The following is a 14346-nucleotide window of genomic DNA, read 5'->3' as shown; positions in this document are numbered from 1 at the left end:
TGATTGGAAAGACATTTTTTATTCCAAAAAAGCTTTAAATTCCTCGTAGGTTTTAATTTTAATGCTCACTTTTTCCTTACCTAAAACACTTTCAATTTGGGTAGGAATTGGTAGTTTTACGTTTAATGTTGGTTCAACGGTATCCAAAAACTTAATCGGATGGGCAGTTTCTAAGAAAATACCAATCGCATTTGGGTGGTTTTGTAATTCTTTTTTCAAACCTAAATAACCAACCGCTCCGTGCGGTTCTGCAATGTAACCGTCTGTTTTGTAAATGGTTTTCATGGCTTCTAAAGTTTCTGCATCTGAGAACGTAAACGAAGAAAAATCTTTTTTGAACTGTTCCAAATCATTGTGGTACATTTCCTGAATTCGGATAAAATTACTTGGATTTCCCACATCCATCGCATTCGAAATCGTCGCTTTGGAAGGTTTTGGATCGTAAACTCCGTTTTCTAAATACCTGGGTACCGTATCATTCACATTTGTGGAAGCTACAAAATGTTCAACAGGCAATCCCATTTTTTTAGCAATGATACCCGCGCAAATATTCCCAAAATTACCACTTGGACAAGAGAAAACTAACGGTTTATTTTGTTTTTTTAATGCTTTGTAGGCAAAGAAGAAATAAAACATTTGTGGCAACCAGCGCGCAATATTTATCGAATTTGCCGAAGTCAGGTTCTTATGTTTTAAACTTTCGTCCAGAAAAGCTTTCTTCACCATATCCTGACAATCATCAAAAACGCCGTCTACTTCAAGCGCTTTAATATTCTGACCCAAAGTAGTCAATTGTCGTTCCTGAATATCGCTCACTTTTCCGGATGGATACAGGATAATCACTTCAACGCCTTTTACACTAAGGAAACCACTGGCCACTGCACCACCAGTATCACCGGAAGTCGCTACAAGAACCGTGTTTTTGCTGTCTTTGTTGTCTTTATTAAAGTAACCCAAACAACGCGACATGAATCGCGCTCCTACGTCCTTGAAAGCCATTGTCGGGCCATGAAACAATTCAAGGGAATAAATGCCTTTTTCCACTTCCACCACAGGGAAATCAAAACATAAGGTTTCGGCAATGATTTGTTTTAAAGTGGCTTCCGGGATTTCGTCACCTACAAATTGTTGAATCGCTTCAAAAGCAATTTCTTCATTGCTTAGATTTTCGATACTATCAAAAAAAGCGGTATCTAAAGGAGTAATGGTTTCCGGAAAATACAATCCTTTATCAGTGGCTAATCCTTGTATTACGGCTTCTTGAAAAGAAACTTTGGGTGCGTTATGGTTTAAACTGTAATATTTCATTATAATTTTTGATTTTTGATTCTTGATTAACGATTTTTGATTTTAACGTATTGTTACATCTGAAATGCTACGCCAGTTCGCTCACGCTCGGGTCAAAAATCGTTAATCGAAAATCTTAAATATTTCCTTATTTAATTCGTCTTAAATAATTTTCATTCCTTCGTCATTAACTTTAGAAACGTGAATTTCGTATGGTAAATTCATAGCGTCGTACACCGCGCTCATAGCTTTGGCAATTTTATTAGCGGTTTCTTCCCCTTTGCTTAAAGCAAAAATAGAAGGACCCGAACCCGAAATCCCGGAACCTAAAGCTCCGTTTTCTAAAGCAGTTTGCTTGATTAAATCAAATCCCGGAATCAACACACTTCGCAGCGGTTCCACGATTTCATCATGTAACGAACGACCGATTAAATCATAATCATTGGTGTACAATCCGGCGATTAATCCGCCTACATTTCCCCACTGCATAATAGCACTTTTCAAGGAAACGGTTTGTTTCAATACCGAACGTGCATCCGAAGTTTTTAATTCAATTTGTGGGTGAACTACTGTTGCGTACAATTCAGAAGGACTTTTAATTTTAATAATATCCAAAGGATTATAACTTCTTACCAACGTGAATCCACCCAAAAGGGCAGGAGCGACGTTGTCGGCATGCGCGTTTCCACTGGCTAATTTTTCGCCTTGCATCGCAAATTGTACCAACTCTTTTCTTGAAAATGGTTTTCCAAGAAGCTCGTTGATTCCAAAAACAGCACCGGCTGAACTGGCGGCACTACTGCCGATTCCGCTTCCGGCTTTAATGTGTTTGTAGATTTCGATCTCAAATCCAAATTCCGTGTCAATGGCTTCCAACATCGCCAAAGCCGCAACTCCTGCTACATTTTTTTCGGTTTCCAAAGGCAAGTCGGCGCCCACAATTTTAGTGATGCGAATCCCTTTTAGGTCTGATTTTCGAATAATCATTTCGTCACCCGCAGTTTCTAAACACAATCCAAGGACATCAAATCCACAGGATAGATTGGCAATTGTTGCAGGGCAAAATATTTTTATTTCATTCATAATAGTAGTCTTAAAGTCTAAAGTCATAAAGTGGTAAAGTCTTAGGAATGAATATAAAATCAAGTGGCTAACTTTGAGACTTTACGACATTCGACTTTACGACTTATTTATACGTTTCCAATTCTAATTACATCAGCAAATATTCCTGAAGCAGTTACTGCGGCTCCGGCTCCGGCACCTTTTATTAATAAAGGTTGGTCTATGTAACGATCTGTGAAAAATAATACAATATTATCTTTTCCTTCCAAATTGTAAAAAGGATGGTCTTTCGGGATAAAACGCAACCCAACATTTGCTTTTCCGTTTTCAAATTGCGCCACGTATTTCAATCGAGAATCTTTGCTCAACGCTTCCTTATAAATAGTTTCAAAATGTGCCGCGTGCTCTAGTAAAGATTTGAAAAATGCTTCATTAGTTGTAGTGTCCAAACATTCTGCAGGCATAAAAGATTCATTGACAATCTCGTCAATTTCCATTTTATAACCGCTTTCTCTGATCAGGATTAATATCTTTCTGGCTACGTCAATGCCGCTCAAATCAATCTTTGGGTCGGGTTCCGTAAATCCTTGTACACCAGCTTCTTTAACAACGTCATGGAAAGTGTTGTTTTCATTGAAATTATTAAAAATAAAGTTCAAACTTCCCGATAAAACTGCTTGGATTTTATTCACTTTATCCCCTGAGGCAATCAGATTTTTTACGGTATCGATAATTGGTAATCCCGCTCCAACGTTCGTTTCAAAAAGGAAAGGAGCATTGAATTGTCGGGATAGTTTTTTTAGTTTTATATAATTATCGTACTCTGATGCGCAGGCAATTTTGTTACAAGTCACTACGGCAATATTGCGTTTTAAATACTGCTCGTAAGTTTTAGACACGCTTTCGTTTGCAGTAATATCAACAAAAATACTGTTGCGTAAATTGAGTTCTTTTACATTGTAAAGAAACTTTTCTTTGTTCGCTGCTTCGCCATTTTCTATAATTGATTGCCAATTTTTTAAGGAGATTCCGTCCTCGTCAAAATGCATTTTTCTAGAATTAGATAAAGCAATAACCCTTACATTTATTTTCAGATTGTCTTTTAGGAATTTATTTTGCTGATAAATCTGCTCGATGAATTTCTCTCCCACATTTCCAACACCCATTACAAACAGGTTTAATTGTTTGGTATTTTCTTCGAAAAAGTTTTCATGTAGTGAATTCAGTGCTTTTTTGACATCTCTTTCGTTGATTACAGCCGAAATATTTCTTTCGGAAGCACCTTGTGCAATCGCTCTGATGTTTACGTTGTTTTTACCCAAAGTGCTAAACATTCGACCGCTTAAACCTTGATGATTTTTCATATTTTCGCCAACCAAAGCAATGATGCACAGGTTTTTTTCAACAATACAAGGATCTATTTTATTTTGTGAAATCTCGACTTCAAAAGCGCTGTTGATAGCATCTTCTGCCACATCTGCATCTGAGTTTAGAATTCCAATACATATAGAATGCTCCGATGAAGCTTGCGTAATAAAAATTACATTGATATTTTCATGTGACAATACCTCAAAAAGTCTTTTGGAAGAACCGGTAACACCAATCATTCCGGGTCCTTCAAGTGTAATCAAAGTGATATTATCAATATGGCTAATTCCTTTTACAGGATTAGTATGATCCATTTCTTGGTTTGAAATATAAGTTCCTTCGGCTTCCGGCTCGAAAGTGTTTTTGATAAGAATTGGAATGTTCTTTCTCAACACGGGCTGAATAGTTGGCGGATATAAAACTTTGGCACCAAAATGAGACAATTCCATCGCTTCTTGATAGGAAATGAAGGCGATAGGTTGGGCTTGTTTTACAATTTTTGGATTGGCAGTGTACATTCCGTTTACATCAGTCCAGATTTCTAAGTCAGTTGCATTCAATGCTCCGGCGAGAATAGCGGCAGTATAATCAGAACCACCACGGCCTAAAGTAGTATTGATTCCGTCCATTGATGCGGCAATAAATCCGGGCATTACAACCACTTGATTTTCATTGGAAGCAAAAAATTCAGCAATTAATTGATTTGAAACTTCAAAGTTTACAGTGGCTTTTCCAAAATGATTGTCGGTTTTGATTAGTTCACGACTGTCTTTATAACCGCTGTTTTTTAGATTTTGTTTTAATGCTTCGGCAATAATATAAGAAGACAATAATTCCCCAAAACTTAAAATAGTATCTGAAGTTCTAGGAGATAATTCCCCTAAAAGATAGCAACCATCCAGTAACGTTTCCAGATGATTTACAATTCTTTTTATATGACTTAACAAGCTGCTTTGTTCGCTTACAGGAATAAGTTCTTTTAAAGCGTCTAAATGTTTTTTCTCTAAATCGGTAAGAATTTCTTTGAAGCTTTCGTCACCGGCAGCTGCTTTTTGAGAAGCAAGTTGGAGCAAGTCAGTAATTTTGCTAAAAGCAGAAACGACAACAATTAATTTTTCCTCTTTTGCTTTATTGATAACGATATCTAAAACCAGTTTTATATTTTGTGCATTGGCAACCGAAGTTCCTCCAAATTTTAATACTTTCATTTTTGTTTATTTTATGTAAAAATGCAAATGTTTATTATATACCCAAGAACCTTCTTTCTTTAGAAAAAAATATAACAATTAGGATTATATGTAAAATGTATACCCCTAAGGGGTAGCAGTTGTTGTAGTAAATGTAACAGAAGAAGCAACCCAAAGTTGAGTTGTAATCGAAGAGTGATATGTTGTTCTGTTGTTTGTCATTTGATTTTTCAAAAGTACAGTTTTTTATAAAAATGGAACCCTTTAATTTCGTTTTTGCGAATATTTTAATATTTCAATTTCATTCAGGAGAATATTGAACATTGTTTAGTTTTCAAGGTCTATGATGAAGCTATTCGTATTTTTATTAAAAAACAAAATGATTTGCAATTCGTTTTATAAGTCCATAGAAATAATTAATTCCTGTAATAAAGTCGTTTTGTGTAACTTTATTAATTGTTTCTGAAATTGATTGCAGCAACTCTTACTAATCTGAACAGTTTATGTCTCAAATTTCAAGTCACTTAATTTGCAACTATTTATGCATAAAACTTAAGGTTAGATTGTTTTTAGGTCTAAATTTTAAATTATCGTCAATAAATGTTGTTTATTAATATAGATTTATTGAATTTTACCTTTTAATTAGAAAGTAAAAATGGACAATACACATTATATAAGTACGCAATTACTCAGTTTTGAAACACTAGAAGAAATTATTTCTCATGGTAAATTATTAGCATTGTCTGAAGAGGCGAAGGTTAATATCCAAAAATGCAGGGATTATTTAGACAAAAAAATGGCTTCGCATTCAGATCCTATTTATGGAATCAATACAGGATTTGGCTCGCTTTGTAATGTTAAAATTTCCAATGAGAACTTGTCAAAACTGCAAGAAAACTTAGTGAAATCGCATTCTTGTGGAACAGGAGAAGAAGTGCCAACCGAAATTGTAAAATTGATGCTGTTGCTTAAAATTCAGTCCTTGAGTTATGGACATTCCGGCATCCAATTGCAAACCGTGGAGCGTTTAATTGAATTTTATAATAATGATATTCTGCCGGTAATTTATACGCAAGGATCTCTTGGAGCTTCGGGAGATTTAGCTCCTTTGGCGCATTTATCATTACCATTATTAGGTGAAGGCGATGTGTATTTTGAAGGTGAAAAAGTGCATTCTAGTGTAGTTTTAAAGCATTTTGACTGGAAACCAATTGTATTACAGTCTAAAGAAGGATTGGCTTTATTGAATGGAACCCAATTTATGAGTGCCTATGGAACGCATATTTTGATGAAAGTTAGCAAATTTTCTTATTTGGCAGATTTGATTGGAACAATTTCATTAGAAGCTTTTGATGGAAGAATAGAACCTTTCCATGAATTGATTCATTTTATCAGACCTCATAAAGGACAAATTGTAACGGCAAATCGTATAAAAGGATTTTTAGAGGGAAGCGAAATCATTGATCAGCCTAAAAATCATGTTCAGGATCCGTATTCTTTTCGATGTATGCCACAAGTTCATGGTGCATCAAAAGATGTATTTGATTATGTAAAGAAAGTTTTCAAAACAGAAATCAATTCAGTGACAGATAATCCCAATATTTTTATTGAAAGCGATCAGATCATTTCTGGAGGTAATTTTCATGGACAACCATTAGCATTAGCGTTAGATTTCATGGCAATCGCATTAGCAGAATTGGGAAGTATTTCGGAGCGCAGGACGTATCAATTAATTTCAGGGTTGCGTAATCTTCCTGCATTTTTAGTGGATAATCCAGGATTAAATTCTGGTTTGATGATTCCACAATACACTGCAGCCAGTATTGCCAGTCAAAATAAACAATTGGCAACTCCAGCCAGTATTGACAGTATAGTTTCCAGTAACGGACAAGAAGATCATGTAAGCATGGGCGCAAATGCAGCTACAAAAGCGTTGCGTGTTTTGGATAATTTAGAACGAATTTTGGCAATCGAGCTAATGAATGCTTCGCAAGCCATTGAATACAGACGACCATTGCTATCAAGTGATTTTATAGAGATGTTTTTAAGTGCGTATCGGGAGGAAGTTCCATTGATAAAAGAAGACCGAATTTTGCACTATGATATTGAGAATACCGTTTCTTTTTTAAACACTTTTCAAATAGAAAACGATTTGTTAACATTAACCTAACATTAGGGTTGAATAATGAAGTAATTTTGCCGAACTAAATTTTAATGAAATGAACATAAATAATTTTTTCCAATTTTTGGTTCCTAAAGATAAAAAGTTCTTTCCTCTTTTCGAGGAAGCTTCCAGTAATTTAATCGAAATTGCTACAAATTTGCACGAAGCAGTAAATCTTCCTTTAAAGGAACGTGACGTTCTTTTTCAGAAAATTGATGTTTTAGAGCAAAAAGGTGAAGACATTACACGTCAAACAAATTTAGAGTTAAGTAGAAACTTCATTACTCCATTTGATAGAGAAGATATTTATTCATTAATAAGCTCAATAGATAATGTTGCTGGTAATCTTCATGGTGCAGCAAGCAGAATGAAGTTGTATCAGGTGGATAAAATTACAAAATCTATCAGAAAACTGACTGAAATCAATCTTGAAGCCTGTCAAAACATTGATGTAGCGGTTAGAGAATTGAGAGATTTGAAAAAAATGAAAAATATTACAGACGCTTGTCTTAGAATTAATAAGTTAGAAAATAAATCAGATAATGTTTATGATAAAGCAGTTCTTGATTTATTTGAAAATGAAACTGATGCAAAAAACATTATCAAGTACAAAGAAGTATTGTCAGTTTTAGAAACTGCAACTGATAAATGTAAAAATGTAGCGAGTGTTTTAGAATCAATTTCTGTAAAACATTCTTAATTCAATCGGTTTTATTCTGAAATTATAATTATGGAATTTACTCTACTTATAGTTATTATAGTCCTGGCTTTGATTTTCGATTATATTAATGGCTTTCATGATGCTGCCAATGCTATAGCAACTGTTGTTGCTACTAAAGTATTAAGTCCTTTTCAAGCAGTAGTTTGGGCAGCATTCTTCAACTTTTTGGCGTACTGGGTTTTTGGTTTTGGTGTAGCAGATACTGTTGCGAAAACTGCCAATACGATGGATATCAACTTAGTTGTGATCCTGGCAGGCGTAATTGCGGCTATTATTTGGAATTTATTTACCTGGTGGCAAGGAATTCCATCCAGTTCATCACATACCTTAATTGGTGGTTTTGCCGGAGCAGCTATAGCTCATGCGGGATTTGGAGTAGTGTCTTGGTACAAAGAAGGAAAAGATGGCGGAATGCCTTCAGGAGTTTTAATTATTGTTGCTTTTATTATATTGGCACCATTGTTAGGCGCTTTAATTTCGTACTTGATATCGATATGGCTTCTTAACGCCTCTAAAAAGAGCATTTATCCTAAAATATTTACCGCTTCTTTAATGATTTTGACAATTTGGTTTGTAGAAAGCCAAATGGTTTATTACGACCAAATTAAAAAACCACGTTTTGATTCTCATTTTTGGAGTGTTGCTTTTGAAGCGCATAACATCAAATGGTTTTTGGTAGCTTTTATAGTTTTATCAATAAGTACATTTTGTTTAATATTCAGTAGTTTAAATTTGAACCAAGCTACGGCATGGTTGAAAAAAATGCAATTACTATCTTCTGCAGCCTTTAGTTTAGGACATGGAGGAAATGATTCCCAAAAAGTAATGGGTATTATTGCCGCGGCTGTTGCGGTTTACATTCACACCAGTGGTGTTGCTCAAGAATCGCTGCCAGCTTGGTTAGATGTAGTATTACCAAATGATGACGGTGCATTCAAAATGCCAACTTGGATTCCTTTAGCTTGTTATTCTGCTATTGCAGCAGGAACTTTAAGTGGCGGTTGGAAAATTGTGAAAACAATGGGATCAAAAATTACAAAAGTGACTTCTTTTGAAGGTGTTGCAGCAGAAACTGCGGGAGCATTGACATTATATTTTACAGAGCATTTTAAAGTGCCTGTAAGTACAACCCATACTATTACTGGATCTATTATTGGAGTTGGACTTACTAAAAGAGTTTCTGCAGTACGATGGGGAATGACTGTAAGTTTATTGTGGGCTTGGGTTTTGACTATTCCAATTTCAGCAATATTAGCAGCAATCATTTATTATATCTTTAGTATTTTTATTTAATGCTACATTAACAATCATAAAAAAACCATTCTACTCAGAATGGTTTTTTTATGCTCTAAAAATGAAATTTTCTAAAACAGAAGATCCTGTATTTCTTCCGTTTTGTCAAATACGCTTTTCGCGAAAGGACATGAAGGCACAATTTTAAGATTATTGGCCCTTGCATATTGTACCGCTTCCATTACCAGTTTTTTGCCCACGCTTTGGCCTGCAAATTGATCATTTACTTCGGTATGGTCAATAATGAATTTATCGGATCCAGCCCAAGTATAAGTCATTCTTCCCGCTTCTATTTCGTTATCTGAAGCTTTAAAATAGCCTTTTTTGATTTCGTTTATTTGTTCAATTATCATGATTTTTAATTTAATTCGGTTGTAATTTCGATAGGTTTAGTTAGTATTTGGTGCATTGGACATTTATCGGCAATATCTACTAACCGTGTTTTTTGTGCATCGTCTAAGTTTCCAAATAATTGAATGTTGCGCATTATTTTGGACTTGTTTTCAGTTGCATCTTTTTCAAAAGTGACTTCAACTTTTATATCTGTTAAATCCCATTTTTTCGGTTTGCATACATGCATAAGGTAATGTAATTACGGCTGCTAATGCCTAAGCTAGTAGTTCCTTTGGCGCAAAGCCTAAATCTTTTCCTCCTGCACTTTCAGGTTCATTTTAAATAATTGTATTAGTGGCGGATTCAAGTTCGGTTTTATAAAGTTCGGTGCCAATGTGTGCTTTTATTTGAATCATATTTGCTATTTTTTATTTTGCTCCGGAAGTGGAACAAATTCGCTTTCGCCCGGGACTTTATCAAAAGTTTGTGCTAACCATTTTTCTTTTGCCTTTTCAATCAGTTCTTTGGTTGAAGCGACAAAATTCCAATAAATAATCCGTTCTTCAGGGAAAGGTTCTCCTCCAAAAATATAAATAGTGGTGTTTTCTGCCATATCAAAGGCGCAGAGTTTGCTGTCTTTGGCAATTAAAATTTGCTTTGGTCCGAAAGTATTACCTTCACTTTCGATACTGCCTTCTAAAATGTATAAAGCGCTTTCGCCAAATAAATGGTTGCCAATAGTCACCGTTTGACGCGAAGTGCTTTTTAGTTCCAGAAGATAAAGCGGACTATAAACCGGAACGGGTGATTTTTTGCCGAGTACTTCGCCAGCTATAAGTTTAAAAGCAATAGTATCTGCTTTCCATTCTGGAATTTCATTTTCGGGTACATGGAAAAAAGAAGGTTCCATTTCCTCTAATTCTTTGGGTAAAGCAACCCAAATTTGAAGTCCATGTAGCATTTTATTAGAACTACGCAAATATTCAGGCGTTCGTTCAGAATGTACAATTCCTTTTCCTGCAGTCATCCAATTGATTTGCCCGGGTTTGATTTCCATTTCAGTTCCCAAGCTGTCTTTGTGCATAATGCTGTCTTCAAACAAATAGGTCAAAGTAGAAAGTCCTATATGTGGATGTGGCGGAACATCTAAATTTTCGTAATCGCTCATGCAGTTTGGTCCCATATGATCGATAAAGGCAAACGGCTCAACCATTCTTTTTTCTCGAAAGGGAAGCAATCGCCCAACTATAAAGGTACCAATATTACTTGTGCGTTCTTCTATTATTAATTTGATATTTGACATTTTATGTGTTTTAAATTATAAAACAGGGAATTATTCTTCTAAATAACCGAATTTCCCCGTATTCACATCATCGAATGCTTGCATGATTTCGGCTTGAGTATTCATTACAAAAGGGCCATGAGCTGCAATAGGTTCATTGATAGGCTCGCCACTTAAAATCAAAACGATGGCATTTTCAGTTGCTTCCATGCTAAATGTTTCCCCATCATTTTTAAACAATGCAAAATGGTTGGCAGGAACATTTTCAGCATCATTCACTTTTATACTTCCTTCGATTACTAATAAAGCAGTATTGTAATTTTCCGGAAAATGGAAAAATGCTTTTGCGCCATTATTCAATTTGGCATTTAGTAAATGTACAGGAGTGAAAGTCGAAGCGGTACCTTTTACATTTTCGTATTGTCCCGCTATGACTTCAATCACACCGTCCTTTTCAGGAAGTACGAATTTGTTGATTTGGGCGTTGGTAATTCCTTGGTATTTTGGTGTTGACATTTTGTCTTTTGCCGGAAGGTTGACCCAAAGCTGTACCATTTGAAAATCACCACCCTTTTTGCTGAACTCTTCTTCGTGGTATTCCTTGTGTAAAATTCCCGAAGCTGCCGTCATCCATTGTACACCCCCTTCGCTAATGACACCGCTATTTCCTGAACTGTCATGATGCGCTACTTTTCCCTTATAGGCAATTGTAACGGTTTCAAAACCTCTGTGTGGATGGACACTTACGCCTCTGGGTTGGTCCGTTGGCGGGAAATAAAATTTAGAATTATAATCCATCATAATAAACGGACTCATTCTTTTCATGTCCAAATTATGGCCACTCGGAATAAAATTGTGCACTCTAAATCCGTCACCAACCATATGTGGTGGTGGGGGAGCCAATACTAGTTCAATATTTTTCGTTTTCATTGCTATGTCTGATTTAAATTAGAGTACAAATTTACTATAGATTAAATCCAGAAGCATTGATGTAGGATAAGAAATGAATTTGTAAAGAATTAATAGGGTTTGAAATTTCTTTTGGCTAATTCTTTGCGAACTCTACTTAGGGTTTCAGGTGTGATGCCTAAATACGAAGCAATCATCCATTGCGGTATACGTAAAGTAAGACTTGGATAAATGGTTATGAAATCCAAATACCGTTGTTCAGCTGTTGCTCCCAATAATAAGTTTACCCGTTTTTGAAGCTGTCGAATGTGATTGTGTAGCGCAATATTGTCCTGCTTTCGAAAAGAAACACTGATTTCTGCGGCGGCATTAATGAAATTTTTATCGATAAAAACAATTTCCGTATCTTCAATGGCATCAATAAATAACTCGGAAGGTTCATTGAAATAAGAACTGCTTCTGTCAGATATAATCCAATTCTCAGCCGCAAACTGAATGATATGTTCTTTTCAGGTTGCGTCAATAGTGTACGAACGCAATAATCCTTTGGATACAAAAAAGGAATGATAACAAATAGCGCCCTGTTGGAGTAGGACAGTACCTTTTTCTACTTTTTTGGATTGCAAGGTATGTGTAATCGAAAGAAATTGTTCGTCCGTCAGATTGGTTTTGGATTGAAAGTATGTTTGGAATGAATCGAGCATAATTATTTAAGGACTATAGTGATGCAATTCGTTTGTTTAAAACTCATTCAAATATCTTTTGAATGAGCTCATACTAGTTTATTCCTCCCAAATTTTTATGGATGCGTTTTCTTTTATAATGCGTTTGTTTTAAATTTTTGTCTCCGGATATAATACTGATATTACCGTCAATTTCTAGCATAGCGAGTTTTACATCTTTAAAATATTCGATTCCATGCTCCCGCATGGCTTCTTTTAATTCATCAGAAGAAATGTTTAACTTACTCAATGCTTTAAAATCAAGATTTCCGTTATGGATCAGGATTTCTGGCTTTTCCTGCATGAAATCTCCAAATTTCTTGTATTTGTACATCAATTTCTTTAAAATAAAATTGATGGTAAACAATACAGTTGCCGCTGCTATTCCGCCATAAAGACTCGTGTTATTCCCAACCATAGCATTCTGGACAGAATTGCTTATCAATAATATCAATATCACATCAGCAGTGTTCAATTGAGATAATTCTTTCTTGCCAAAAAGACGCAATGCAACAACCATAAAAAAATAAACAGCAGTACTCCGAAGAATTATATCTAGATATTCGTTCATTTTTTTATGTTTAAAGTAGCTTTAAAAGTTTTTCAATAGACAGTAAAAGGCTAGTAATTGTTATTTGAGTTTAAAATTTTTTTCAATTGCTTTTATCATTTCACCGGCTATATCTTTATTAGTAGCACCTTCAATTCCTTCTAGTCCTGGAGATGAGTTTACTTCTAATAATAATGGCCCTTTAGCGGAACGAATAATATCTACTCCTGCTACTTTTAAGTCCATAGCTTTCGTTGCTTTTATAGCAATGCGTTTTTCTTCTGCAGTTACTTTTATCACAGATGCAGTTCCTCCAAGATGAATGTTGGCTCTAAATTCGCCCGGCATTGCCTCCCGTTGAATGGCAGCCACTACTTTTCCATCAATTACAAAACAACGAATGTCTTTTCCGTTGGCTTCTTTGATGAATTCCTGAACTAATATATTGGCATTTAAACTTTTAAAAGCATTAATGACGCTTTCTGCAGCTTTCTTTGTTTCGGCTAAGACGACACCTTTCCCTTGGGTTCCTTCCAGTAATTTTACAATTAAAGGAGAACCACCCACCATTTTTATCAAATCATCGGTATCCAATGGAGAATTAGCAAAACCAGTAGTTGGTATGTCAATTCCGCTATGCAAAAGCAATTGTAAGGAATATAATTTGTCTCGAGATTGTGTAATTGAGGTGGATGAATTTAAACAAAATACATTTAATGCTTCAAATTGCCGCGTCAAAGCGCAACCGTAAAAAGTAATGCTAGGTCTAATTCTTGGTATAATTGCGTCAAATTGATTTAGTATTTTACCGCCACGATAATGTATTTCTGGTGTTTTTGCATCCAGTTTCATGTAACATTCCTTGATATTTAGGAAATGCATTTCGTGACCACGCATTTCTCCCGCTTCCATAATACGCTTGTTGCTGTATAATTCAGGGTTGCTGGCTAAAAGTCCGATTCGCAAACCAGATCTTGCTTTTTCAGAATTTTTATATAATTCTTTTAAACTATCAGAAGTAGGTTGTCCCAAAAGATATTTTTGTTCTGGATCAACCAGAACTCTTCCACTCATGGCTTCACGGCCTAAAAGCATTCTGAAACCCATGGAATCTCGATTGGTCAATGTCATTTCTATTGGCCACTGAGAGCTTCCAATTTGTAGATTTGTTTGAATAACGTAGCGTTGTTCTCTAAAACCACTGGAACTTTTAACGATGCGTTTGTCTATTAATGGCGCTTCACAATGAATTACCGTTTTCAGATTATTTTGTATCGGGTTAATGTCAAATTTCACCCAGTTACTTTCATTTTTGATAAACGGAGCAATGTTTATAGCATGTAAAGCGGATGTTTTTGCACCGGAATCTACTCGGGCTTTAATAGTAGGAATCCCTAATTCTGGAAAAGAACACCATTCTTCACTACCTAAAATGACTTTGTTATCTGACATAAATTAATTTTGTTTG

Annotated in this window: 12 protein-coding genes and 1 pseudogene; 3 read left to right on the top strand and 10 right to left on the bottom strand. The window is 35.4% G+C overall.

All coding sequences use genetic code 11. The annotated features are described in order from the left end of the window. Positions 1-18 precede the first annotated feature (18 nt). The 3 genes from thrC to thrA form a co-directional block, all read right to left on the bottom strand. The gene (gene thrC / locus ACNQGD_RS07400; protein WP_417998842.1) at positions 19-1308 is read right to left on the bottom strand and encodes a threonine synthase; all 1290 of its coding nucleotides are present in this window, start codon (positions 1306-1308) and stop codon (positions 19-21) included. A gap of 141 nt (positions 1309-1449) precedes the next feature. After that, positions 1450-2370, bottom strand: coding sequence for a homoserine kinase (locus tag ACNQGD_RS07395; RefSeq protein WP_417998942.1), 921 nt, complete (start codon positions 2368-2370; stop codon positions 1450-1452). 107 nt (positions 2371-2477) lie between these two features. Next, complete coding sequence (gene thrA / locus ACNQGD_RS07390; protein WP_417998841.1) at positions 2478-4925, bottom strand: bifunctional aspartate kinase/homoserine dehydrogenase I; 2448 nt, start codon at positions 4923-4925, stop codon at positions 2478-2480. 634 nt (positions 4926-5559) lie between these two features. Here thrA and hutH point away from each other — a divergent pair. The 3 genes from hutH to ACNQGD_RS07375 are packed head-to-tail and all read left to right on the top strand — an operon-like array spanning position 5560 to position 9082. Continuing rightward, positions 5560-7074 carry a histidine ammonia-lyase gene (gene hutH / locus ACNQGD_RS07385; RefSeq protein ID WP_417998840.1) on the top strand — a complete coding sequence of 505 codons (1515 nt, stop codon included), beginning with the start codon at positions 5560-5562 and terminating at the stop codon, positions 7072-7074. Between the two features lie 49 nt (positions 7075-7123). Beyond that, positions 7124-7768: a DUF47 domain-containing protein gene (locus tag ACNQGD_RS07380; RefSeq protein ID WP_417995033.1), complete on the top strand. Its 645-nt coding sequence runs from the start codon at positions 7124-7126 to the stop codon at positions 7766-7768. 30 nt (positions 7769-7798) lie between these two features. Continuing rightward, complete coding sequence (locus tag ACNQGD_RS07375) at positions 7799-9082, top strand: inorganic phosphate transporter (RefSeq protein ID WP_417997174.1); 1284 nt, start codon at positions 7799-7801, stop codon at positions 9080-9082. A 71-nt stretch (positions 9083-9153) separates the two neighbouring features. Here the strand turns inward: ACNQGD_RS07375 and ACNQGD_RS07370 are convergent, their stop codons facing one another. The 7 genes and pseudogenes from ACNQGD_RS07370 to rimK all read right to left on the bottom strand — a co-directional run bounded on the left by ACNQGD_RS07370 (position 9154) and on the right by rimK (position 14330). Next, positions 9154-9435: a GNAT family N-acetyltransferase gene (locus ACNQGD_RS07370; protein ID WP_417998839.1), complete on the bottom strand. Its 282-nt coding sequence runs from the start codon at positions 9433-9435 to the stop codon at positions 9154-9156. 5 nt (positions 9436-9440) lie between these two features. Continuing rightward, the gene (locus tag ACNQGD_RS07365; protein WP_417998838.1) at positions 9441-9662 is read right to left on the bottom strand and encodes an OsmC family protein; all 222 of its coding nucleotides are present in this window, start codon (positions 9660-9662) and stop codon (positions 9441-9443) included. 174 nt (positions 9663-9836) lie between these two features. Further along, on the bottom strand, positions 9837-10718 hold the full coding sequence (locus ACNQGD_RS07360) for a pirin family protein (protein WP_417998837.1): 882 nt from the start codon (positions 10716-10718) through the stop codon (positions 9837-9839). 30 nt (positions 10719-10748) lie between these two features. Then, a complete protein-coding gene (locus tag ACNQGD_RS07355; protein ID WP_417998836.1) occupies positions 10749-11627 on the bottom strand; it encodes a pirin family protein in 879 nt (292 codons plus the stop codon). 89 nt (positions 11628-11716) lie between these two features. Then, a pseudogene (locus tag ACNQGD_RS07350) lies at positions 11717-12313 on the bottom strand (Crp/Fnr family transcriptional regulator). A gap of 70 nt (positions 12314-12383) precedes the next feature. Next, entirely contained in the window at positions 12384-12899 is a 516-nt protein-coding gene (locus tag ACNQGD_RS07345; protein ID WP_417995026.1) for a DUF421 domain-containing protein, read from the bottom strand. Positions 12900-12959: 60 nt separating this feature from the next. Further along, the gene (gene rimK / locus ACNQGD_RS07340) at positions 12960-14330 is read right to left on the bottom strand and encodes a 30S ribosomal protein S6--L-glutamate ligase (RefSeq protein WP_417998835.1); all 1371 of its coding nucleotides are present in this window, start codon (positions 14328-14330) and stop codon (positions 12960-12962) included. Positions 14331-14346: the final 16 nt, after the last annotated feature.

This window comes from Flavobacterium glucosi, from assembly GCF_048286535.1.
In the GTDB taxonomy this organism is placed as follows: domain Bacteria; phylum Bacteroidota; class Bacteroidia; order Flavobacteriales; family Flavobacteriaceae; genus Flavobacterium.
The sequence above is the reverse complement of the archived record's forward strand: the minus strand, read 5'-3'. Positions and strand labels throughout refer to the sequence as shown.